This is a genomic window from Marinomonas shanghaiensis (assembly GCF_003259175.1).
In the GTDB taxonomy this organism is placed as follows: Bacteria; Pseudomonadota; Gammaproteobacteria; order Pseudomonadales; family Marinomonadaceae; genus Marinomonas; species Marinomonas shanghaiensis.
In genome coordinates, this window is record NZ_QGOK01000016.1 from 87,404 (window position 1) to 111,709 (window position 24,306).

The 24,306-nt window shown below is 42.0% G+C and carries 22 protein-coding genes; 13 read left to right on the forward strand and 9 right to left on the reverse strand.

Annotation, left to right across the window (positions count from 1 at the left end):
- The first annotated feature begins 378 nt into the window (after positions 1-378).
- Positions 379-4,128: a hypothetical protein gene (locus DKT73_RS13660; protein ID WP_111639114.1), complete on the forward strand. Its 3,750-nt coding sequence runs from the start codon at positions 379-381 to the stop codon at positions 4,126-4,128.
- Positions 4,129-4,179: 51 nt separating this feature from the next.
- Here DKT73_RS13660 and DKT73_RS13665 read toward each other — a convergent pair whose 3' ends face one another.
- Both DKT73_RS13665 and DKT73_RS13670 read right to left on the reverse strand, forming a co-directional pair.
- A complete protein-coding gene (locus DKT73_RS13665; RefSeq protein ID WP_111639115.1) occupies positions 4,180-4,986 on the reverse strand; it encodes an amino acid ABC transporter permease in 807 nt (268 codons plus the stop codon).
- Positions 4,987-5,085: 99 nt separating this feature from the next.
- Positions 5,086-5,877, reverse strand: a complete 792-nt coding sequence (locus DKT73_RS13670) for a transporter substrate-binding domain-containing protein (protein WP_111639116.1) — start codon at positions 5,875-5,877, stop codon at positions 5,086-5,088.
- A 178-nt stretch (positions 5,878-6,055) separates the two neighbouring features.
- Between DKT73_RS13670 and DKT73_RS13675 the strand changes: the two genes are divergently transcribed.
- The 8 genes from DKT73_RS13675 (at position 6,056) to DKT73_RS13710 (ending at position 16,470) form a co-directional block, all read left to right on the forward strand.
- Positions 6,056-6,868, forward strand: coding sequence for a hypothetical protein (locus DKT73_RS13675; RefSeq protein ID WP_111639117.1), 813 nt, complete (start codon positions 6,056-6,058; stop codon positions 6,866-6,868).
- A gap of 30 nt (positions 6,869-6,898) precedes the next feature.
- Positions 6,899-7,384 (forward strand): GNAT family N-acetyltransferase, encoded by a 486-nt coding sequence (locus DKT73_RS13680; RefSeq protein ID WP_111639118.1) that lies wholly within the window; start codon positions 6,899-6,901, stop codon positions 7,382-7,384.
- Between the two features lie 55 nt (positions 7,385-7,439).
- Positions 7,440-7,991: a DJ-1 family glyoxalase III gene (locus DKT73_RS13685; RefSeq protein ID WP_111639119.1), complete on the forward strand. Its 552-nt coding sequence runs from the start codon at positions 7,440-7,442 to the stop codon at positions 7,989-7,991.
- Between the two features lie 263 nt (positions 7,992-8,254).
- Positions 8,255-9,385, forward strand: a complete 1,131-nt coding sequence (carA, locus tag DKT73_RS13690) for a glutamine-hydrolyzing carbamoyl-phosphate synthase small subunit (RefSeq protein WP_111639154.1) — start codon at positions 8,255-8,257, stop codon at positions 9,383-9,385.
- A 23-nt stretch (positions 9,386-9,408) separates the two neighbouring features.
- On the forward strand, positions 9,409-12,624 hold the full coding sequence (gene carB, locus DKT73_RS13695; protein WP_111639120.1) for a carbamoyl-phosphate synthase large subunit: 3,216 nt from the start codon (positions 9,409-9,411) through the stop codon (positions 12,622-12,624).
- Positions 12,624-13,100 (forward strand): transcription elongation factor GreA, encoded by a 477-nt coding sequence (gene greA / locus DKT73_RS13700; RefSeq protein WP_111639121.1) that lies wholly within the window; start codon positions 12,624-12,626, stop codon positions 13,098-13,100. Before carB ends, greA begins: the two co-directional genes overlap by 1 nt.
- 295 nt (positions 13,101-13,395) lie before the next feature.
- Positions 13,396-15,288 (forward strand): methyl-accepting chemotaxis protein, encoded by a 1,893-nt coding sequence (locus DKT73_RS13705; protein WP_111639122.1) that lies wholly within the window; start codon positions 13,396-13,398, stop codon positions 15,286-15,288.
- Positions 15,289-15,453: 165 nt separating this feature from the next.
- Complete coding sequence (locus DKT73_RS13710; RefSeq protein ID WP_111639123.1) at positions 15,454-16,470, forward strand: lipoate--protein ligase; 1,017 nt, start codon at positions 15,454-15,456, stop codon at positions 16,468-16,470.
- Between the two features lie 101 nt (positions 16,471-16,571).
- On the opposite strand, the gene DKT73_RS13715 is transcribed toward DKT73_RS13710, so the two are convergent.
- Positions 16,572-17,201 (reverse strand): DUF1349 domain-containing protein, encoded by a 630-nt coding sequence (locus tag DKT73_RS13715; RefSeq protein ID WP_198666627.1) that lies wholly within the window; start codon positions 17,199-17,201, stop codon positions 16,572-16,574.
- Between the two features lie 234 nt (positions 17,202-17,435).
- Here DKT73_RS13715 and DKT73_RS13720 point away from each other — a divergent pair, with 234 nt between their 5' ends.
- The 3 genes from DKT73_RS13720 (at position 17,436) to DKT73_RS13730 (ending at position 19,181) form a co-directional block, all read left to right on the forward strand.
- The gene (locus DKT73_RS13720) at positions 17,436-18,581 is read left to right on the forward strand and encodes a Fic family protein (protein WP_111639125.1); all 1,146 of its coding nucleotides are present in this window, start codon (positions 17,436-17,438) and stop codon (positions 18,579-18,581) included.
- Between the two features lie 97 nt (positions 18,582-18,678).
- Positions 18,679-18,930, forward strand: a complete 252-nt coding sequence (locus tag DKT73_RS13725) for a type II toxin-antitoxin system Phd/YefM family antitoxin (RefSeq protein ID WP_111639126.1) — start codon at positions 18,679-18,681, stop codon at positions 18,928-18,930.
- Positions 18,927-19,181: a Txe/YoeB family addiction module toxin gene (locus tag DKT73_RS13730; RefSeq protein ID WP_111639127.1), complete on the forward strand. Its 255-nt coding sequence runs from the start codon at positions 18,927-18,929 to the stop codon at positions 19,179-19,181. The genes DKT73_RS13725 and DKT73_RS13730 overlap by 4 nt, the downstream gene beginning before the upstream one ends.
- 15 nt (positions 19,182-19,196) lie before the next feature.
- Here the strand turns inward: DKT73_RS13730 and DKT73_RS13735 are convergent, their stop codons facing one another.
- The 6 genes from DKT73_RS13735 to DKT73_RS13760 all read right to left on the reverse strand — a co-directional run bounded on the left by DKT73_RS13735 (position 19,197) and on the right by DKT73_RS13760 (position 21,170).
- The gene (locus DKT73_RS13735; RefSeq protein ID WP_111639128.1) at positions 19,197-19,493 is read right to left on the reverse strand and encodes a type II toxin-antitoxin system RelE/ParE family toxin; all 297 of its coding nucleotides are present in this window, start codon (positions 19,491-19,493) and stop codon (positions 19,197-19,199) included.
- Positions 19,490-19,705 carry an addiction module protein gene (locus tag DKT73_RS13740; RefSeq protein WP_111639129.1) on the reverse strand — a complete coding sequence of 72 codons (216 nt, stop codon included), beginning with the start codon at positions 19,703-19,705 and terminating at the stop codon, positions 19,490-19,492. Before DKT73_RS13740 ends, DKT73_RS13735 begins: the two co-directional genes overlap by 4 nt.
- Before the next feature lie 137 nt (positions 19,706-19,842).
- Entirely contained in the window at positions 19,843-20,037 is a 195-nt protein-coding gene (locus tag DKT73_RS13745) for a cupin domain-containing protein (protein ID WP_198666628.1), read from the reverse strand.
- A 244-nt stretch (positions 20,038-20,281) separates the two neighbouring features.
- Positions 20,282-20,575, reverse strand: a complete 294-nt coding sequence (locus DKT73_RS13750) for a HigA family addiction module antitoxin (RefSeq protein WP_111639131.1) — start codon at positions 20,573-20,575, stop codon at positions 20,282-20,284.
- Positions 20,575-20,853 carry a type II toxin-antitoxin system RelE/ParE family toxin gene (locus DKT73_RS13755; RefSeq protein WP_111639132.1) on the reverse strand — a complete coding sequence of 93 codons (279 nt, stop codon included), beginning with the start codon at positions 20,851-20,853 and terminating at the stop codon, positions 20,575-20,577. The genes DKT73_RS13750 and DKT73_RS13755 overlap by 1 nt, the downstream gene beginning before the upstream one ends.
- A gap of 89 nt (positions 20,854-20,942) precedes the next feature.
- Positions 20,943-21,170, reverse strand: coding sequence for a transposase family protein (locus DKT73_RS13760; RefSeq protein ID WP_111639133.1), 228 nt, complete (start codon positions 21,168-21,170; stop codon positions 20,943-20,945).
- 494 nt (positions 21,171-21,664) lie between these two features.
- On the opposite strand from DKT73_RS13760, the gene DKT73_RS13765 reads away from it, so the two are divergent.
- Positions 21,665-24,190, forward strand: coding sequence for a TIR domain-containing protein (locus DKT73_RS13765; RefSeq protein ID WP_111639134.1), 2,526 nt, complete (start codon positions 21,665-21,667; stop codon positions 24,188-24,190).
- The last annotated feature ends 116 nt before the right edge of the window (positions 24,191-24,306 follow it).

Here is a 24,306-nt window from a genome sequence, read left to right on the forward strand (position 1 = left end):
TTTGCTCATGATGTTCGAGTTATTGGCGATGCGTCTCTGTTCCTTCCCCTTTTGTCTTTCAAGGGGAAGGCTAGGATGGGGTTGTTCTTGTTACTCGAACTGCGTTGATTCCCACCGACCGAATAACATTCCTCCTCGAAACTACCGCCTACCTCGTCGGAATGTTATTCACTCGAGTGTTTGGGTTGCTGGTGGCGGGCTATTCTTGTTTCCATCTACATCATTCAAAAACTAACTTCACGTTGTTTTTTTGTGGTGGTAAATGGAAAAGCGTCTTAGTATCAAAAGAATTAATCAGGACTTCTAGTTAAGCGCCAAGCGCCAAGCGCCAGAAGTTAGGAAGTCATCTAATCGTATTGCGGAGGGAGTCGTTAAGTTATGAAGATAACAGCAAATCAAATTGAGGCGTGGGGTGATACTCGCGATGCTCAAGCTGAACTTCCACGTCTGATTCGTAAACTTATTTCGTCAACGAATCAGCTGACAGCGTTAGCTATGCCTGCGGGAGATTCAATATATCGGCCAGGCTGGGATGGAAAAGTTACATCAAGCAGTGCTAGTGTTTGGGTTCCTGAGGGCGACTCAGTTTGGGAAATTGGTTGTAATTCTGGTATCACTTCAAAAGCGAATGATGATTTCAATAAGCGCGTAGAGCAACTACCAAAATTAGAAAGAGAAAATACACACTATGTTTTTGTTTCTCCTAGACGGTGGCATAAGAAGGAGATATGGCAACAAGAAAAAACATCTCTAGGCGAATGGCAAACAGTATCAGTGATTGATGCGGATGATATAGAAACTTGGCTTGAGAATACTCCCAGCGTTGCTATCGAATTCGCTGAAATATTGGGTCTAACTGGATTTGGCATTACATCATTAAGTAAATTTTGGGTATCTTGGAGTAAAGCTTCTAGTCCACCCATATCCAGACAAGCTATTACGTCTGAAAGACAACCTGCAATCGAAAAACTAAAAGAATTAATAGAACATCAAAAGCCACTTATTGTAGTTGAGGCGGATAGCCGAGAAGAAGCAATTGCTTTTTGTTGTTCAGTTTTAAGTGATCATCCAATCCAGAGTAATGCGGCATGTGTCACCGAAGATGAAGGTTGGCGCTTTGTTGACCGCAATCCCAATATTAAATTATGTATTTCTGATACTTATGGCTCAAAATATGCTCCTAGCTCAAGGGAAGGGATGACAGTTATCCAACCAGTTTGTCATGGTGATCCGCACACCCCTTTTGAAAATGCTGCTAACAGAATCGTGGTGACTAGACTGAAGCCTGATGACTTTAAAAAAGCACTGATTGAACTAGGAGAAGAGGAGAGTGATGCTAGGAGATTAACGTCTTCTACAGGCCGATCTTGGTCTGTATATAGAAGGATTAAAGCTAATAACCCAGCAATTAAGACTCCCGGCTGGATAGAAAAAAATGATAGTGATTGCTTAGCGATACTTATGTTAATTGGAGCATGGAGCTCTGACAAAAAAGGCGATGTAGCATTTATTGAAGCACTTACTAATAAGCCTTATTGTATTATCGAAAATGCTTTAGCGAAGTTAGTGAATATAGATGACTCTCCCGTTTTAAATATAAGTAATATATGGAAAGCTAAATCCCCGATAGAATTATTGTATTTAATTACCCCGACTATTCCTTCGTCTTTATTTTGTCAGTTTTTTATACTTTGTAAGTCAATATTAGAACTAGATGATCCTCAGCTGGAACTGCCGGAAGAGCAGAGGTTCATGGCAGCTATTTATAAAAAAGTACGAAATGAATCAGGGGTAATAATTGAATCAATATTGGATTCTCTAAGTAGGTTAAAGGTATTTGGTGAGAATTCAGGTTCTTCGAATAGTCGAGAGATTAGTCGCGGTATTGATGATTTAGTAAGAGAATTATTATTTGATGTCGATGAAAGCCGTTGGATGTCTCTTTCAAGTTACCTGCCTCGTTTGGCAGAGGCATCACCTGACGTTTACCTTGATTGTTTAGAAAAGAGCTTACGTCGTCCAGACAAATCTGTCACAGCATTGATAACAAATACAACCAGTTCTGGAGCAATGGGCCAGTGTTGGTACAGCGGGCTATTGTGGTCTCTTGAAGTAATTGCTTGGAATGCCAGTAAATTACCTAGAGTCACTTATATATTAATAGAGCTTAATAAAATACCTAAGCAATCAAACTGGTCAAATTCTCCATTTTCTACATTGCAGTCTTTTTATAGAGCTGTGTCAGCAGCAACATTAGCAATTCCAGAACAAAAAATAGAAATACTGGAGCAAGTTATTCGCAAGTATCCTGATTTTTCATGGACGTTTCTACTTTCTTTGGTTCCAAGTCCATTGGGTGGTTTTTGGATGCAGAATGCTAAACCAAAATGGCGAGAGGATGATGCTGGAAGTGATTCGGAAAAAGGAACTTATTACCCTCATTACTTATCTTGGATAGGAGAGACAATTCTCAAGTTAGCAGTTGGAAAGCCCAAACGAATAGCCAAGCTACTGAAAAATTATTTTGCATTTGAGGGTGAGTTCAAGCAGAGATTAATTAGTTTAGTGAGGAGTGTTGCTGATTTTGACGATTTAGATAAAGAAATAACCCTTATGGAATTGAGATCGCTCTTGAATCTTCAGCAAAGAAAAAAAGTTAATGATGAAATTGATGAAGGCTTCCAAGAATTGGAGAAAATATATTTTTCGAATCAACCTGAGGACTTGTTTATTCGCTATCGTTGGTTATTTGGTTTAGGGGGGCATTTACCGGAAGGAGATAGAAGGGATTTTCGTGCTATGGAGGAGTTGCTCTCTCAACGTAGAATTGAGGCCATTAAGCATATTGTATTTGAACGCGGTGTTTCAGGTATTAAAGAGTTTCGAACTCTAGTCAATGAACAGCATTTATTAGGTTTTCATTTAGTAAAATGCGACCTTGGTTTAACAGAAGAAGCATTAGTTCAATTGTTAATAGAACAGTTCTTGGAAGAAGGAGCTAAGTATAAAGATGCATTTGTATCAGGCATCATAAACGCAGTGGAAAATGAAAATTTAGTAAGGCTTTTGGCTATACTAGAAGAAAAAATAGCAGATTTTGGTTTGAATATTGATCAACAAGTATCTCTTTTCACATGTTTGCGGCCAATCAAACAGACATTTGAACTTGTTGATAGGCAGAATCGTGAGGTGCAGGATAGCTACTGGCGTAAGGTGCAATTTAAATTTGGTATAAGTGATGATGTATTTGAGTTGATTTTATTGAAATATATTGAAAATCATCGTTATATTTCTGCATTCTCGATGCTTCCACATGACTTTATAAAGACTGAGCCAAAGCTGGTTTATAATATCTTGAAAAGTATGATGACGGTTGTAGAGGAAGGTGTCGATTTTCCTGATTCTTACAGTGTAAGAAAAGCAATTGAGAGTGTGTCAGAGAGTACTTTTTTTTCACAAAGCGAACTGGCTTATTTAGAGTTTATCTATTTTTCAATATATGATACTGAGCAACTCACTCCACCTAATTTAAAAAAAGAACTATTAATTAACCCGAAAATGTTTTTTGAATTAATCCGTCATTCTCATCCAATAAAAGGAGAGTTGTTAAATGCTGATGATGGCTTTATATCGAATGAAAATCTTGCCGAATTTTCCTGGAGAATATTACATCATATAAAAGGTGTGCCTGGACAATTGGAGAATAATACGATTGATGAGAGTCAATTCAACTCTTGGGTTGCAGAGACACGTAAGCTTGGACGAGATCACGACAGAGAAACAGTAACTGATACTATCATTGGAGAGTGGATATCACAGTGTCCACATGAACAAGAAGATATATGGCCTTGTTTCTCAGTTTGTGAACTGCTTGAAGATCAAGACTCAGATATCATTCGCCGGGGTTTCTCAACAGGGGTTTATAACAATAGAGGCGTGACTTCAAGAGCATTTAGTGAGGGAGGTCGTCAGGAAAGAGTACTAGTTGATCGGTATAAAGGCTATGCAGATAAAGTTAGAAGTAAGTATCCCACAACAGCTAGATTACTAGATGAATTAGCTAAGGGGTATGAATATGAAGCTAATAGACAAGATGATGAAGTCAGTATCCGTTACGAAATAGAATGACCCTTAGTTATTCATCGAAAGCCAACCTAGTGTTGGCTTTTCTCGTTTTAATCAATGATGATCATTGCGTCTCAAATGCGCTTCAAAGGCGCGGATCAATAACGATAAGCTGAGTGTGAGTACGAGGTACATGAAGGCGACGACGTTGTAGGTTTCGAAGAATTGGAAGGTGGAGGAGCTGAAGACTTTGCCGAGTTGGGTGATGTCTTGTACGCCTAATACCGAGACGAGTGCGGAGTCTTTGATCATGGCGACGAGGTCGTTGCCAAGGGGCGGTAAGATTTTGCGCATGGCTTGGGGTAGGGTGATGAGGCGGAAGCGGTGCCAGTTGGATAAGCCTAATGCTTTTGCGGCTTCTATTTGTCCTGTGCCAACTTCTTGAATCCCTGCGCGGAATACTTCGGCAATGAAGGCGCTGTAGCTGATGGCAAGGGCGATAATGGCGCGCCACAGTAGAGAGAAATCTCTTGTCGTGGCTTTTTCTATCCAGCCCGCTTCAATCGGTATTTGTAATGCCCAATTATAGAATTTTACCATTTCCGGTGCGCCGACAAAGGCGATGTAGAATAAGAGCACTAGGACGGGAATGCCGCGGAAGATTTCCACATAAAAACGGGCGAATTCACGAAGTATGCGATGACGAGAAAACCCAGCCAGTGCAATGAGTAAACCAAGCAAACTGGCCAAAATAAAAGCCGCAAATGTGACCCCAATGGTGGTGAATAGTCCTTCGCTAAGGGCGCTGGCGATGCGTTGGTAGCTTTCGTCCGCCACCATGTTCCATAATAGAATCAGAGCAAGGATGATGATAGAGACTAACCACCAAGGTGTGCGTTCTACGGTGTTTTTAAAGGGCATAATCAATTCATAGCAGGACCATTCCTTGGTCGTCATTAATAAAAAAACGGACGGTCTAAACAGTAGACGATCCGTTACTCTGTGCTGATGACGTTGGGCTTACTGGTTATAGTCGAAAAACCATTTTTTGTTCAACGCATCCAGTGTGCCGTCTTTTTTCATGCTTTCGATGGCGGCATTGATGGGTTTAACAAGGTCTGAGCCGGGGGTTAGGATAAAACCAAAGTCTTCGGAGCCCAATGGACCGCCAACGATTTTAAACGCACCCGGATTGGCGCCGATGTAACCACGAGCCGATGCGGCGTCCATTAATACGCTGTCCACATCGCCAGATTTTAGGGCTTGGACGGAAGCACCAAAAGTTTCTAATAAGGTAATGCGTGGGTTGCTTTCATCGCCATCAAGCACATCGTAGACGGCGACATAAAAGTTGGTGGTACCAGCTTGCGCGCCAAACTGAAGATCTGGGTTGGCCGCAAAGGATTTGGCATCATTAAAGCGATCTTCATCCGCGCGAACTAACATGAACTGTTGAGACGTCATATAAGGAATGGTGAAGTCAATTTGCTGGGCACGCTCTTCATTAATGGTGATGCCGTCCATGCCGACATCGTATTGGCCTTGTTTGACGGCTTGGATCATTGTGTCCCAGCTGCTTAGATGCCACTCGATTTTGGCATTTAAGCGTTTGCCAATTTCGTTCATGGCATCGTATTCCCAACCTATGCCTTCGCCAGTGGCTGGGTCGACAAAGTTAAGTGGCGTGTAGGCATTTTCCGTGACGGCTAAAATAGTGCGACCTTTTAGGTCTGGCAAGTTGTTGGCGAAGCTTAGGCTACTACTTATTGAAACCGCAGCGATCACTATTAAACGAGATAACAAAGACACCATGTTTTTATACCTTTTAGGAGTTTTCTCAAAATTGGCCGTGATTATACACAGCTGTTGCGTAAAGATCTCTAGCAAGCTTTAGGCCATCAAGTGGCATCTATTGGCGTAAGCGAGTATATTTGCTTACCAATATTCAACTCGATGAATGTGCACTTTTACGACTGCGATTAAGGTTATTATGTCCCGCGAATTACCACCTCAACAGGCTTTTCAAACGCATTGCTTAGCGCAAATGGGGGTGGTGTCTTGGCTGTCTTCTTCAGACAGCGTGACAGGGACGGTGTTTATGCCGATTCAGCCCTGGCCGATTGCCGTTGAGGCCGCTGCGGGCTTTGTTCCGCCGCCATCATCTGCGGGGTTTAAGGCAGTAGAACCCGTTTCTGTTCCAGTTGAGAAACGCGCTACGGATGAGAAAGACCCCTTGGTGCATCATTTGCGTGAACAGTTAAATGCAGGACCGGAAATCATTGTTGAAGATTTACAGCCAATCGAAGAGTTGGCTGTCGATATTGTGGTTGAGCCAGATCCAGCTTTGAATACTCACATCACGCGGCTCAATATTTATGCTTATGCTTTATCAAATAAGCTGTTGATTTTGAGCGATGTACCCGAAGTATTCTCTCAAGCGGAAGAGATAGAACGTTTGGCGTTAAAAATGGGTCAAGCCTTATTGAAACAGCCGATTAATGAATGGCAGGGCAGTGCATTTTCGTGGCCAGGTGCTTTGAAAAATCCCCATTTTTGGAAGCGCACAGATTGGTTATTTGGCGCCTTGGAAAGTTATGTGGGGCGTTTAGTAAAAGACTTTCCTGACACGCCATTGTTGGTACTGGCTGGTGCACAAATCACTCAGCTGGTGGAAGACTTAGCACCTGAAAGCCCATTAAAACACTATCCTACCGCGCGTATTGTCAGTTTGTCTGAGTTGTATCGTATCCCCGAATTGCGCAAGGAAGCATGGGACGTTATGCAGTCGAGCCTTTTCCGTTAATCTTTAGCCTTCCATGAGGCGTTCTATTTTATGATACCTTCTATTTCTATTCGTCTGGCGACGGAGTCCGATTTACAGCCCATTATTCAGCTTGATGCCTTGTCTAACCCTCATTCTTGGGGGGAAGGTTTAGTCGCGGAGGCGTTGCAGATACGCCAAAATTGGCTGGTTGAATTAGGGGATGCCACACAAAAATCCATCGTTGGATGGTTAACTGCATCGGTGGTGCTTGATCAGTCCGAATTAGAATTAATTGTGATTGATTCCTCTTTCCGTAGACAGGGGCTGGCTAGAAAGTTGATCATGGTTTGGTCAGATGCGGTCGTGCAGCAAGGCGTTAATGAGCTCTTGTTAGAAGTGCGCGAGTCGAATCACGGCGCTATTTTGCTTTACGAATCCATGGGGTTCGAGTTGGTTGGGCGTCGGAAAAATTATTATCAAATAGAAAAAAAAGGGCAAACAGCGCTCGGGCGCGAAGCGGCCTGTTTGTTTACACTGAAAATAGAAAGCCTTTAAACGAAGTCGTTGTTTAACGCTTTTATGAATTTAATGTATTGGAAAGAGGTAAAGTATGAGCAAGGTATTGGTTCCTATTGCTAATGGCAATGAAGATATTGAGGCCATTACGATTATCGATGTATTGCGACGTGGCGGTGTAGACGTTACGGTGGCGAGTATTCATGAGTCAAAGCACATTGTGATGGCGCATGGCACAAAGCTCGAGGCTGATGTGGTATTGACCGATGTGGCGGATCAGATTTTTGATGCGGTTGTGCTGGCGGGTGGCATGCCCGGAGCGGAACATTTGCGTGATTGCGAATTGCTGATCGATATGTTGGAAAAACATGACATTCAAGACGCTTTATTAGCGGCGATTTGTGCGTCACCAGCCGTGGTATTTGGTACCCATGGTTTTGTGGTTGATAAACAAGCAACCTGTTACCCAGGATTTGAAAAAGGACTGATTGGCGCAGAATACATTGCCAATGAGCCTGTGGTGATGGACGGTAATATTTTGACTGGTAAAGGTCCTGCGGCGGCGATGGTTTTCTCATTGACTGTGTTGGGTAACTTAAAGGGATACGATGCCGCTAAAAATGTGGCCGATGGATTGTTGTGCTAAAGAGGTTATTTTGCGTCTTGCTTATTCTTGACTAAGAAGTCAAGAAAAAATGCAGGCAAATTCCGTGTTTTTACCAGATTTGGCGGCAATTCGGTGGACGCTAAAGGCGTATAAGAGTAGAATTAGGCAGATTTTTTGAACGCGAGATCTGTTGGTTATCCATCAACAGATGCACGGCAAAAACGCAATTTCTTAAAAGCGAGATGAGCCGCCGGTTTATCTCGCTTTTTTGCAACCTGAAAGGCTCTAAATGGGAGGTTCCTTTGGCAACATCAGCGATTCTGGCTCTGGAAGACGGCACGATTTTTAAAGGGGTGTCGATCGGAGCAGATGGCTCCTCAACGGCTGAAGTGGTATTTAACACTTCGATGACTGGTTATCAAGAGATTCTTACTGATCCTTCCTATGCTCGACAAATGGTCACCCTGACCTATCCCCACATCGGGAATACTGGCGTTAACTCTGAAGACGAAGAATCCGACAAAATTTGGTGTGAAGGCTTGATCATTCGTGATCTTCCTCTAGTAGCAAGTAGCTGGCGTTCACAAGAGTCTCTAGACTCTTATTTGAAACGCAAAGGCGTGGTGGGTATTGCTGACATCGATACACGTAAGCTAACGCGTATTCTACGTGAGAAAGGCGCATTAGCTGGTTGCATCATGGCAGGTGAAAACCTAGATGAAGCGGCTGCGGTTGCTGCTGCCAAGGCGTTCCCAGGCTTGAAGGGCATGGATCTAGCCAAAGAAGTAACGGTTGAGAAAGCGTACCAATGGACAGAGTCTACGTGGGATCTTGTGAAAGGTCACACCACACCAGAATCTTTTGATTTCCACGTAGTGGCTTATGACTACGGTGTAAAACGTAACATTTTGCGTATGTTGGTTGAGCGTGGCTGCCGTTTAACGGTGGTGCCAGCGAAGACGCCCGCAAAAGATGTTTTGGCGATGAATCCAGATGGTGTTTTCTTATCAAATGGTCCTGGTGATCCAGAACCCTGTGACTATGCGATTCAAGCTATTAAAGAAATTTTAGAAACGGATATTCCTGTTTTTGGTATTTGTCTTGGTCATCAGCTGTTGGCTTTGGCTTCTGGCGCGAAAACGAAGAAAATGAAGTTTGGTCACCACGGTGCAAACCATCCGGTGCAAGCGATTGAAAAAGGCACAGTGATGATCACCAGCCAAAACCACGGTTTTGCGGTAGATGAAGAGACTTTGCCAGCTAACCTTGTGATGACTCACAAATCTTTGTTCGATGGTTCTTTGCAAGGCATCGCACGTACTGATAAGAGTGCATTCAGCTTCCAAGGTCACCCTGAAGCGAGCCCAGGCCCACACGATGTGGCGCCTCTGTTCGATCAGTTTATTGAAAACATCAAAGCCACTAAAGCCTAAAAGTAGGAGCGGAGCGAAATATTATGCCAAAACGTACTGACATAAAAAGCGTCTTAATTTTAGGTGCGGGCCCTATTGTTATCGGTCAGGCTTGTGAGTTTGACTATTCGGGTGCGCAAGCGTGTAAGGCGCTTCGTGAAGAAGGCTTTCGCGTTATTCTGGTGAACTCTAACCCAGCCACTATCATGACAGACCCAGCGATGGCCGATGCGACTTACATCGAGCCAATCGAGTGGAAAACCGTAGAAAAGATCATTGAAAAAGAGCGTCCAGATGCGGTTCTACCGACGATGGGTGGTCAAACGGCACTGAACTGTGCCTTAGATCTTGAGCGTCACGGTGTATTAGCAAAATACAATGTGGAAATGATCGGTGCAACAGCCGATGCGATCGACAAAGCGGAAGATCGTAGCCGTTTTGATAAAGCGATGCGCTCTATTGGTCTTGAATGTCCACGTGCGGGTATTGCTCACAACATGGAAGAAGCGCTGAAAGTGCAAGCGGAAGTTGGCTTCCCATGTATTATCCGTCCTTCTTTCACCATGGGCGGCACCGGTGGTGGTATCGCGTACAACATGGAAGAGTTCGACGAAATCTGTACTCGTGGTTTGGACTTGTCGCCAACCAACGAATTGCTCATCGATGAATCTTTGATTGGTTGGAAAGAGTACGAGATGGAAGTTGTCCGCGACAAAAAAGACAACTGCATCATTGTTTGTGCGATTGAAAACTTTGACGCCATGGGCGTTCACACGGGCGACTCTATCACGGTTGCGCCAGCACAAACCCTGACCGATAAAGAATATCAAATCATGCGTAATGCCTCTTTGGCGGTATTGCGTGAGATCGGTGTAGAAACGGGTGGTTCCAACGTACAGTTCGGTATGGACCCAAAAACAGGTCGTTTGGTGGTTATCGAGATGAACCCTCGTGTGTCTCGTTCTTCCGCTTTGGCATCGAAAGCAACGGGTTTCCCGATTGCAAAAATCGCGGCGAAATTGGCGATTGGTTACACCCTTGATGAGTTGCAAAACGACATCACTGGCGGCCAAACACCAGCGAGTTTCGAGCCAGCAATCGACTACGTTGTTACCAAGATTCCTCGTTTCACTTTTGAGAAATTCCCAACAGCCAATGATCGTCTAACGACGCAAATGAAATCGGTTGGTGAAGTGATGGCGATTGGCCGTACTTTCCAAGAGTCTTTGCAAAAAGCCTTGCGCGGCTTAGAAGTAGGTTCTGACGGTTTCAATCCTCAGTTGGATTTCGCGGAAGAAAACAGCAAAGAGAAATTGGCTTACGAGCTTCAATCTCCGGGTTCTGACCGTATTTGGTACATTGGTGATGCCTTCCGTTCTGGTATGACCGTTGATGAAGTGTACGAAGCTACTGGCGTTGACCATTGGTTCTTGGTGCAAATCGAAGACTTGATCAAAGAAGAAGCGGCGTTGGCAGACAAAGGTCTGATCGACATGACGTACGACGTGATTCGTCGTCTAAAACGCAAAGGTTTCTCTGATGCGCGTCTTGCTAGCTTGTTGAGTGTGACGGAAAAGTCGATGCGTGAGCGTCGTTACTTGATGAACGTTCACCCGGTTTATAAGCGTGTTGATACTTGTGCGGCAGAATTTGCGACCAACACGGCTTACATGTACTCAACGTACGAAGACGAGTGTGAAGCAGCGCCAACGGATCGTGAAAAAATCATCATTCTTGGTGGTGGTCCAAACCGTATCGGTCAAGGTATCGAATTTGACTACTGCTGTGTACATGCCGCGTTAGGCCTACGCGATGACGGTTACGAAACCATTATGGTGAACTGTAACCCTGAAACCGTATCGACTGATTACGATACGTCTGACCGTTTGTACTTCGAGCCAGTCACGCTTGAAGACGTGTTAGAAATCGTTCGTAAAGAAAAGCCAAAAGGCGTGATCGTTCAATTCGGTGGTCAAACACCGCTGAAAATTGCTCGTGCCTTGCAAAACGAAGGCGTGCCAATCATTGGTACTACGCCTGAGTCTATTGACCGTGCAGAAGATCGTGAGCGTTTCCAAAGCATGATTCAGCGTTTGGGCTACAAACAGCCTCATAACGCGACCGTTCGCAGTGTTGATCAAGCGGCTGCGAAAGCCGCTGAAATCGGCTACCCGCTAGTGGTTCGTCCATCTTATGTTCTAGGTGGTCGTGCGATGGAAATCGTGTATAACGAAAAAGAATTGATGCGTTACATGACCAGCGCCGTGAAAGTGTCTAACGACAGCCCTGTCTTGCTAGATCACTTCTTGAATGCGGCGATTGAGATTGATATCGACTGTATTAGTGATGGCCAGCAAGTTGTGATTGGCGGCATTATGCAGCATATCGAACAAGCGGGCGTTCACTCTGGTGACTCTGCGTGTTCTTTGCCTCCTTATTCTTTGTCAAAAGAAGTGCAAGATGACATTCGTGAGATGATCAAAAACATGGCGCTGGAGCTTGGCGTTGTTGGTTTGATGAATACTCAGCTTGCGGTGCAAGATGGCGAGATTTATGTGATCGAGGTGAACCCTCGTGCATCACGTACTGTGCCTTTCGTGTCTAAGTGTATCGGTCGTTCTTTGGCGCAAGTTGCTGCCTTGGTGATGGCAGGTAAAACACTGGAAGAACTTGGTTTCACCACAGAAATCATTCCTTCTTACTTCAGCGTGAAAGAAGCGGTTTTCCCATTCAACAAGTTCCAAGGCGTCGATCCGATTCTTGGGCCTGAAATGAAGTCTACCGGTGAAGTCATGGGTGTAGGTGATACTTTTGCTGAGGCCTTTGGTAAAGCCGCATTAGGCGGTGGTACGGTATTGCCAACCTCTGGTCGTGCTTTTATCAGTGTTCGTGATATGGACAAAGAAGGCGCGGTTGATGTGGCTCGTCGTCTGGCTGAGCTTGGTTTCGACCTTGTTGGTACAGAAGGCACAGCGAAATACCTAACGGAACATGGTGTTGAAGTTCGTAAAGTGAACAAGGTGAATGAAGGTCGCCCTCATATCGTGGATATGATGAAAAATGGCGAGATTGATTACATCATCAATACCACGTCTGGTACGCAAGCGATTGCAGATTCTTCTGTTATTCGTCGTACAGCTTTACAGCGCAAGGTTTGTTACACTACGACATTGGCTGGTGCTGAAGCAACGAGTATGGCGATTAGCCTAACAGGTGAAACAAAAGTAAGAAGACTGCAAGATTTGCACTTGGGGAAATAATGAAAAAAGTACCAATGACAGTAGAAGGTGAAGCTCGTCTTAGAGAAGAGCTGAATCACTTGAAAACTGTCGTCCGTCCTCGCGTGATTTCGGACATCGCAACCGCGCGTGAACATGGCGACTTAAAAGAAAACGCAGAATATCATGCTGCTCGTGAAGAACAGGGATTTGCTGAAGGTCGTATTAAAGAGATCGAAGGTAAGTTGGCTGATTCACAAGTGATTGATGTGAAATCTTTGCCAGTATCAGGCAAAGTGATTTTCGGCACGACAGTAACGCTGTTTAATGTTGATACCGAAGAAACCGTCACGTATAAGATCGTCGGTGATGATGAAGCGGATGTAAAAGAGAAGAAAATCTCCTACGCATCGCCAATCGCAAAAGCCATAATCGGGAAAGAGGAAGGTGACGAAGTCGCCATTCAAGTTCCCAGTGGTGAAGTAATATATGAGATTGAAAAAGTCGAATACATTTAATGTATTAGGCTCTTTCCTAAAAACCACGGTGTGAAAACATCGTGGTTTTTTTATGCCTAAAATTTATTGATAGGAGTCTATTTTTAGTACACAAAATCTAACGTCAACTCACAATAATTAACTAAGTTTTTTTGACTTTAATTGATTGGTTATTCTATGATCGATGGTAATAGCTATTGACCTATGGAGCGCGTTTTTAGTCTATTGAAGGTGTATGCAAATCTTATCTAAAATTAAAATAAATGAAATTTGTGCCTGCGAAAGCATGTCTCTTTAAGGTCGATGGATTGGTATTATGAAAAATTTCTCACTACGCAAAAAAATTCTTGTCATTACTGTTATTTGTTTTGTTGTTTTTTTTATAGCTTTAGTTATTCAAAGTGTTACTACGTTACAAAAAAATATCGAGTCAGCTCTTGAGGGGGAAGTTGATCTTGTGTCTGAAGTATTTAGCGATAACGTAGGGAACTGGCTCAAAGATAGACAAAATGCGGTATCTAAATTAGCGAAAAGTATCGCAGAACATCCTGAAATTAAACCTTATATATTATTAGACCAAGTCAGAGAAGGGTTAGGTTTCTCCATTACTTATTTTGGTAATGAAGAAGGCGAAATGTATCGCAATGATCCTAATTTGAATCCACCTAACTATGATCCTCGTGTTCGAAGCTGGTATAAAGGGGCAAAAGAGTCTAATGGACGCTTTTTGGCATCTCCATTTGTTTCTGCCAGTACCAATGAGTATGTCGTTACATTATCAGAAGCCGTAAAAAAAGATAATCAGTTTATTGGTGCTATTGGTGCCAACCTTACCCTAGAACAACTTACACTCTTTGTTAGTAAGCTCAACGTTCCAGGTGATGGTTACGCTGTAGTGGTCGACAAAAGTGACCAAATAGTTGCGCATCCGGATTCGACATTACAAAGTAAAAAAGCGTCAGAGCTAAATGAAAACTTTGCTGGCAGTTTGTTAGAGAAACTTGTTTCTAAACGTACGCTTCAAGATATGTCATTAGATGGTCGTGATCGACTTATTTATGCGACAGTTATCCCTAATTCAAACTGGTCTCTTATATTAGTAATGGATAAAGAGACATTATTTGCCCCAGTACGCAGTCAGCTTATAAGTCAGGTAATTATTAGTTTTATCATCTTGGTCGTCATTTTGATTATTATGTCTTTGTTATTGAAGGTAATGTTGGAAAATCTCAGCACCATTACTAAAAGCTTAGATGAAATTGCAAATGGCAATGGAGATCTAACGATTCGGTTAGAGGTTAAAAGTGGCGATGAAATTGGTCAATTGGCTACGAGTTTTAACCGATTTGTCGAGCAGTTGCATGGCATTATAAGTCGTTTGAGTGATACCTCTAAAGATTTGCTGTCTGAAGCTGGTGGTGTATCTAAAGTATCAGATCAGCAAAACGAGAGGTTGCAACGCCATCAAAGTGAAATTCACATGATAGCGACTGCAGTGACAGAGATGGCGTCTGCGACTCAAGAAATATCTACCAATGCAGAGCAAACAGCTTATTCTGCTAGAGATTGTGTTTCGATAACAGAGAAAGGCCGTAAAGAAGTTGAGACAAGTCAACGCTCTACAGAAATTTTAGCGGAAGAAGTGGGCCGAGCAAGTCAAATTATTGGTGACTTAAATAAGCATGTGCAAAGTATTAACTCTATTTTATCAACTATTAGTGGCATATCTGAGCAAACTAACTTGCTTGCACTAAACGCAGCAATTGAAGCGGCCAGGGCTGGTGAACAAGGTCGCGGCTTTGCTGTGGTAGCTGATGAGGTAAGGGTTTTATCGCAACGTACGCATAGCTCAACTCAAGAAATTCAAGGTATGATTGAGTCTTTACAAGCTTCTGCAGAAAGTGCTGTCAAAGCGACCGATAGAGGTAAGGAAATGGCCAATCAGAGTGTTTCAGATGCAGAAGAGGCCAATCTAAGTTTGGGACAAATCCTTGACTCTATTAACAAAATCAATGATATGGCAGCACAAATTGCGACGGCTGCTGAAGAGCAATCTTCTGTTACACTTGAAATTAGCCGCAACACCGAAACCATTCGAGGTGTTGGTGATGAGATGTCAGATGCAAGCAAACTTGCCGCCGAACAGGCTAAAAAATTGCATGATTTAGGGCGACAAATTAACCAAGAAGTCGCTAAATTTAGACTATAAAAGCACTTATTTTTAAGTCTTTATTAAAAAGGGTAAATCGCTAGAAGTGATTTACCCTTTTATGTTTGTCCTTTTTTCTTTGCGGCTAACTAAGTCGTTGTAAATAAGAACGGATGTTATTAACATCGAGTGTACTTATTTACCGATATTTAAAGAGAAAGTGTCATGGCTAGTCGAATTCTACTTTCCCACTCCAATAACCCTCATTTTAATCTCGCAGTAGAGGATTGTATTTTTCGCTCTATGCCAGCGGATCAGCGCGTGTTGTTTCTGTGGCGTAATGCCGACACTGTGGTAATTGGTCGCTCTCAGAACCCTTGGAAAGAATGCAATATTAGTAATATGGAGCAAGATAAGATTCATCTTGCGCGTCGCCAAAGTGGTGGCGGCGCGGTTTTTCATGATTTGGGTAATACAAATTTCACCTTCATGGCTGGTAAGCCGGAATACAACAAAGAAGTGTCTACTGAGATAGTGTTGCAAGGCTTGAAAAAACTTGGCATTGAAGGCTACGCCAATGGTCGAAACGATTTAGTGGTGGGAGAAGGAGAAGAGATGCGTAAATTCTCTGGCTCCGCCTACAAAGAAACCAAAGATCGTGGCTTTCACCACGGTACATTATTGCTGCACGCAGATTTAAGCCGATTAGCCAATTATCTCAATCCTGATGTAAAAAAGCTCCAGTCGAAAGGCATTACTTCCGTACGCTCTCGAGTCACCAACCTAAACAGCTTGTATCCGACGATTGACCATCAGCGTGTCTGTGACGCTATTGTCGAAGCGTTTTGTGAATACTTTGATGAAACAACACCCGTCATAGAAGAAATTTCTCCTGAAGCCTTGCCTGATCTGCCAGGATTCCTTGAAAAATTTGAACAGCAACAAAGTTGGGATTGGAACTTTGGTAAATCGCCTCAATTTACCCACACGCTAGACGAACGCTTTAAATGGGGTGGCGTGGAGATTCACCTCGATCTGAATAACGCGCACATTACTGCGGCACAAACCTTCACCGACAGCTTGTTCCCAGATCCAATCGAACAACTGGCAGAAAAACTGATTGGCGTAATGTATCGACCAGATGCCATCGCCGCTTGCGTCGACTCGCTTATTGAGCGCTTTCCAGACCATAAAAACGACTTAGAGGAGATGAAAGGTTGGTTGGTGAGGGCGGTTTCCTAGACCAATTCCCATGTGAGCCGAATAATTCGCTTAATCGGCTCACACGATGAAAGACAGCTGGCAACATCCTGATTGGCCAAATTTCATCTTTGACGTTGGGTTTAGGCGGAGTGGGCTAGCCATTTACACGGCTCTAAACTCATGTCGGTGAATGTAGCGGTAAAAGATGAATTCTGAGGGCTGCACGCATATACACCAAATTTTACCGATTTCTCTGCGGGTTGTGGCGGGTTGCATTTGCCCATTTCGACTGTTGTCTCACCAAGCTGATGCAAATGAAATACGCGCATTTGATTGAAAACAATACCATCAAATGATGATTCAATCAGAAAGTCTGCCCCTCGGCGGCTTAAGCGATACCAGATTTCTTTTGGTAGAGGGATGTCTGATGTGGCCCAATCTGAATAGCCAAAATTCGTTACGACACTTCCTAGTCTTGAAAATGCTTGGTTTTCGTATTCAATTGAGGCTTTGAACCAATTTTCACTATCGAGATAGATAATAAGACCACATTGATCAAATTGAGTTTGGTAAATAAAACTGGCTTTTGCGGTAAAGGTGAAGTTTTCACCAGATTCGATCTGTAATGCGGGAGCATTGTCATTACGAAAGCCATAGTAGCTACGTTGCCAGAGATCCGTGTTCGGCTCAGTGGTTATAGAGACTGAGTCTAGACTCACCTCACTCAATTTTGGCTCAAAAATCCATTTACCATTTGTAAAATCTACCATTTTAATCCTCTACGCTCCTTCTTGAATTCGTTTGTTGCTCTGGTGGTTTTTGTATCTTTTCTAACGTTCTTTGTCCAATTGATTAAGTGAAAAGATAGCATTGAAAAGTCAGGCGTTGTGTCTTGATGACTTCCGCTGGCGACTAAATAAAAACCTTGAGCCGAATAATAAGTTTATTCGGCTCATAATATAATGATATCCTGAGTTGAATAGTTTACTTAATCGGCTCATATTATGAAATACAGCTGGCAACATCCTGATTGGCCAAACTTCACCTTTGATGAAACGCAATGCCAAAATGTTTTGTATCAGTACGCATTAGAGGCTGGTCGTTTGTCTGGTGGAATAGGCCAACTGGAAAAGACGTTGCAGTACGATGCTTATATCGACCTCATGGTGAGCGAAGCCATAAACACTAGCCAGATCGAAGGCGAGCGTTTGGATCGTGAAGACGTGCGCTCTTCTATCAAGAACTTCTTAGGCTTGAGTAATCCACCAACGCGAGTCGCTGATCCGCGGGCAGAAGGCATGGCGGCGTTGATGGTCGACGTGCGTAATAGCTTCGCTGGAGAACTCACAAAAGCCACTTTGTTTCATTGGCATCAATTAGTCCTTCCGCAGCAAGAAAACAGTCTGCTGCCTCGTAGCCTTAAAGTCGGTCAATGGCGAGATTCCACAGAACCTATGCAAATCGTCTCAGGCCCAATTGGCTATGAGAAAGTGCATTACGAAGCGCCGCCAGCGCATCAAGTCGATACAGAAATAAACCGATTTCTAGATTGGTTTAACTGCTCGAACCCATTAAAAGCAGAGAGAGAGATCGTTCTCTCTGGTCCTGTTCGCTCAGCGATTGCGCACTTGTGGTTTGAAACCATCCACCCATTTGATGATGGCAACGGTCGAGTAGGGCGAGCGATTGCCGAAATGGCATTGGCTCAAGACCTCAACCGACCGCCATTACTCAGCTTATCGACGATAATCGAGAAAGACAAAAACGCCTATTACGATGGACTAAACAAAGCCAGCCAACTCAATTTAGATATTACCGACTGGATAAAATGGTTTGTCGACTCCGTTCTATTCGCGCAGCAAGAAGCTGCTCAGAAAGTCGACTTTGTATTGAAGAAAGCCAGATTTTGGGAAAAACATCAACACACCGAACTGAACGAACGCCAAAAGAAAGTACTTAACAAGCTCTTTAATGCTGGATCCGACGGCTTCGAAGGTGAACTTAGTGCCAAAAAATACATCAGCATCACCAGCAGCTCCAAAGCCACCGCCACTCGAGACCTTGGTGACTTGGTTGAAAAAGGCTGTTTATATCGCCTAGAAGGCGGCGGCAGGAACGCGAGGTATGGATTGGTGTTACTACCTGATTAGAAGGGTTTCACTGATCGCGGCTGCGGGTGAGTTGTTGATTTACTTTAGGTGTTTACTTTATACTCAGTGGTACAGAATTAAGTACAGGAAATAAATGATGGATGCTATTAGTTATACCACTGCTCGGGCTAACTTGGCTAAGACAATGGCTAAGGTTTGTGATGATCATTCGCCAGTCATTATCACGCGTAAAAGCGAAAGCCCAGTGGTGATGATGTCGTTAGAAGATTATGAAGCCATGCAAGAAACGACCTACTTGCTACGTTCACCAGCGAACGCCAGAATTTTGTTGGAGTCTATTGCTGAACTGGAAGCTGGGAAAGGTGTTGAAAGAGAATTAATCGAGTGAAACTCACGTTTTCTACCGCGGCTTGGGATCAATATCTTTACTGGCAGAGCACAGATAAGAAAGTATTAAAGCGGATTAATTTGCTGATTAAAGAGATTCAGCGCGAGCCTTATGAAGGGATTGGTAAACCTGAACCTTTAAAGCATGGCCTTGCAGGCTATTGGTCTCGTCGCATCAATGATGAACACCGAATTGTTTATAAATATCAAGATGATGCGATTTTGATCGCTCAGTTGAGATATCACTATTGAGTTTTTGTTTTCGTTCTAGCTACTCGTTCGATTAGCCCAGTAGTTAGGTCTTTGGTGGCTAGAGGCAATAGCAACGACCAGTAACAAGTCGCCTTTAATTTGATAAATAATTGAATATGGGAATCGGTTAAGTAAGCACTTGTTCGTAACTGCGCTGGCTTTTTGCCAAGCATCTGGGTGTAATTTAATTCGTTCTATCGACGACTCTAGTTCAGCAATGAATCTCAATCCTAGGCCTTTATAAATACCATCATAGTATTTGAAGGCATCATCGAGTTCCCTTTCGGCGATGTCTAAAAATTCTACGTTCATTTATATTTACTTAGCACTTCAGACAAGGGCTTGGAGTTTAGCTGTTTTTTTTCATACGCTTCAATCCGAGCATCTGCCTCTCGTGCCCAAATAGCGTTTAGCTCAGCATTCGGTGCGTCTAAGCTTTCAAGTAGCTTTTCGACAAGCTCTACCCGTTCGTTCGTTGAGAGCGATAACGCATCTTCAACGATGTTTCTGTTTATTTGAGTCATTGTATATCCTCCGCGATTGGGTAAAAGAATAGCACTGAAAAGAGGGGAGTTGTATTTTGATGGTATTTTTTGATACAGCGCAGGCAGTTGAAAGAGACGACTGAGTTAATTTTCACCTGACCTTAATTGGCTAGGGTTTATGCATCAAGAATAACCAATGTACCTGTACTGCCCGAAGTCACGGAATGTGCGATGCCAACTGGAACAATAAAAATCTCACCCGCGCGAACTGTAATCTCGTCCGAGCCTACTTTAAGGTTGAGTTGACCATCAACAACTAAAAGCCCTTCTGGGTAATCATGTGATTCGTCTGGATATGGTGTGCCGTCCATGCGCATTACCTTGATATTGGCACTGCCAATTTTGGCAAGGATAGTCGACTTCCAAGCCTCGGCATTCGTTACGGCTAATTTTAAATCTACAAGACCAATAATAAGTGCTCCTTCCTGATTTTGTCTCTTTACTCATGCTGATAGCAAACTTATTGCTTTGTATCTTTTCAGAGTTCTTTTGTCTAATCGAGTTTGATAACTTGCCATAATGTTTTGCTAACACATGGCGTAGGAATGCTTGGCTTCAAGTCATTGCGAAATTGACTTCATGTACATTGGCTAAATTTAGGTGCTGCTTTGCATGCCAAAGATCATAATTGTCTTGCATAGCTAACCAGCTTTCGGGTGTTCTGCCTAATGCTTTTGATAAACGCAGCGCCATTTCTGGTGATACAGCACTTTGACCTTTTAAAACTCGATTTAACGTCGAAGAAGCCACATCCAGTTGTTTGGCTAAATATCGACAACTCAAGCCTGCAGGTTCAAGATAGACGTTATATATGAATTCACCTGGGTGCGGAGGGTTATGCATACTCATTAGTGGTAGTCCTCATAGTTGAGAATATAAGCATTGCCATCAATAAACTCGAAAGTAATGCGCCAATTACCGTTTACAGTAATAGACCAAATCCCATCACGGTCACCTTTTAAGGGATGTAACTTAAAACCGGGTAAATTGATGTCATCAATTTCTTGGGCGGTATCAATTGCAGTAAGTTGCATACGTAACTTACTTTTATGCTTTGCTTGAATGCCGGAAGCACTGCCTGTTTCAAAGTACTTCTTAAGGCCTTTGTGTTTAAATGATTTAATCATGAATGAAGTGTAGCGTGATGCGCATCACTACTCAATAAAAAAATCATGTTATTGGGGGGCTAAGTAACAGAGTTAATTTTCATCTGACCCTAACCGCCACAGGCAATATTTTGGCAAGTTGGAATGCCAATTTCGTAAGTAAAATAACGTCGTAGCCACTCCAGATTGCCGTTGCCGAAATTTTCGATATCAGACCAGCCCTGATGACCACAACTAACGGCGACTAGCAACAGAAAGCTGACCTCTTGTATTGGGTAGACTTGGTTGATGTGTGAACGCGTTTCTTTAACTTGACCGAGGCTGCGAATGAGTTCCAATGGGACATCCTATTACATGTGAATTCGGGTCAATCGAAGCACAAGATAACCTCTAAATCCAGTTACTTCCCGTCGTTATTTCGCATCAAACTAAATGGTATTTTATATAACCAAAAGTTTGTACTCGCCCTGCGTGCGGCCACTACAATACTGCTGGAGCTATATTTGCTAATATTAATTGAGTTAGTCTGTATTTTAGGCTAACTTGGTTAACTTGGTTAACTTTAAAGAAGCTCACCATTTCATTACCTATTCATGGAGGAGCGGTCGTATAGATAAATTAGAATAATTACTTTTAGAGCTAGTGCCTCTTAACGATATTTCGAAAAATTCTTGATTACTATCAACATGTATTAGTTGTTCATCTAGAAGAGCTTCAAGATCAACTGAGAATGACATTGAGTTAGGTAAAGTATATTTAATTACGTTTTAAGTAAAAAATATATTTTGAATTATTTTTTTATTAGTCGTGTTGACTAACAAGGAAAAAAGCAATGGAACATAACCCGATTAGTTTTTTTTATAGTTACTGCCATAAAGATAATGACGATAGGCGTGAGCTGGAAGTCCATTTATCTATGTTGGTTAGAAATCGGATAATCGAACAGTGGCATGACGGTAAAATATTGGCAGGGCAACCATGGAAATCTGAAATATTGAAAAGTCTTGAAAAGGCTGAAATAGTAGTCTTTTTAGTGACTCCCAACTGGCTTAGCTCTGATGCTTGTATTGAAGAGTGGCATAAAGCTATAGAATTTTCTAAAACACAGCCTAACAAGCAATTAATACCAATTATTGCAAAAACATGTGGGTGGCTTGATTTTGATAATATGTCAGTATATCAGGCTATACCTTATGAAGGTAAGCCTGTTTCCACTTGGTTGAGCAGAGAGGAAGCATGGCATGATGTATACGAAAGAATCAAAGCTGTTGCTAACGAGTTAAAAAAAAACTTCCAGCTAAATGAAGCTACTAAGTCTCGTCTTTGCAATATTGAGTTTTGCTCTGCCAAAGAAAACGATATTTCTCTTAAAGAAATATTTGTGTTCCCAAATCTTTATGCATACCCAGTTAACAAAAATGGCCTTGAAATAGACATCGATGATGCTGCCGGTTTTCATTCTGAAAGTCGGCAATTTGTTGTTGGGGATAGTCAGTCAGGAAAAACAAAGTTTTGTTCTTGGCTCTATATCAATGATATTGATCAATCGCAGCCTAGCTTAATGGTTGACTTTGATGAAGTCGGTACAGGTAAAGATAAACGTAAAATACTACAGGAAATTTTCTTCAGCCAGCAAACCGGAGACTTCAATTGTTGGTTTGAGAGTACAAACAAACGTATCTATTTTGATAACTTATCGAAAGACTCTAAATGTGCCGAGCTCATTAAATATGCTGAAGAACACTTCGTTAACATTTCTGTCTTTTCTAGCTCTGATATTTATGAATCTTACTACTCTGACGACGAAAGGTTTGCTGAATTCCGAGAGATAAACTTAAAGCCATTTTGTCATAGCAAACAAGAAGAGCTAATTAAAAAATGGGTCTCTCTTAAAGATGGCACGGACGAGGTCGATTATACTTTAATTGACAAATTAGAAGATAAAGTAAATGCTATTGTAATCAATAATAAGGTACTTCCTCGCTATCCTTTTTTTATTTTATCTATTCTACAGACTTTTGAAAGTTTTATGCCTGAGGATTTAAAGATTTCAGCATATGGTCACTGCTATCATGCATTAATACTTGCTAGGTTAATTAAGTCCGGTATTAATAATGAAGATAGCGCAATTGGATCCGCATTCACTTTTTGCTCTAATTTTGCATATGAAATATTTAAGAAAGGTGATAACTCGCAACTTTCAGAGTTTCAATTTGCAGAATTTTATAGAGATTATTCAAATGAATATTTAATGAAAGAATCGGTTAAGAACCGACTTTTTGATAGTTCTGGGTTACTTTTTCAATCAAATAGCTCTGTTAAGTTCACTATCGCCTACACTTATTACTATTTTCTCGGTAAATATCTAGCCGAAAATTATCAAGCGAACAAAGATGCTATTCATGAAATGGTCAATTCAAGTTTTGCTAAGCATAACTCACTAATTCTGATTTTCACTATTCATCATGCCAATGATATGGATTTGATTGATGAAATACTTACTCATACAGCATGTGTTATTGATAATGTTGAACCAGTTACGCTTTCGAAAGAAGAAACTGTTATTTTTTCAGCGATCGTCAACAAAGTGATCCCAGAAAAGATAGCAAGAACTGGTGAGGTAAGTGAAGAGCGTACCATAGATCGAAAGAATAGAACCAAACATGAAGAAGCCCACCATCAAGATGATCGTGAAGTTGAAAGTATAGCAGCCGCAGACAAGATGATGCATCAAGTATTTCAATGTAATAAAAATATTGAAATACTAAGTCAGATTTTGAAAAACAAGACGGGAAGTTTAAAAAAAGCTAAATTGCAGGAAATTATTGAGATTATCTGCGATGCAAGTTTACGGATGGCATCTGTTATTGTCGCGAACTCTTCTGAAATAGATGCACTAGCAAGCTATGTGTTTGAACAGTATAAAAAATCAGATGAATACGATGCGAGTGAGTCCGAGTTTGTTCTTAAAGAGAAGATTAAAAGCTTATTAACGGTAAGAGCTATGTTGTGGGTTTTAATGTCTATTGAAAAATCAGTGAAAGCCATAAATAAACCTGAACTCAAAGGAATCATTATTAGTCTTTGTGATCAAAAGTCCACAGCGGCATACCACCTGATTAAATATTTTTACCTTTTAGATAGTGCAGAAAAATTTGATTTTCACATGAAATCTGAGCTGGAATTTATGGTAAAAAATTACTCGAAAGATAAACATTTATTCATGAATAGAATTGTATCTATCCGTACTCAGCACTATGAAAAAACTCATAAAATACAGGAAAATTATCGCCAATCTATATTTTCAATTTTAAATATAGATTACAAAAAAGCCTTTCCTAGAAGGAAAGTGGAATAGTTGGGGTAATGGCGTAACTTCAAATAAATAGAGCTGGTAATGGTTGATATATTTAACGATGTAGGTTTGAAAATGAGTATTAATTAATGCTGACTAAGGTGATTGTAATTAGAAAC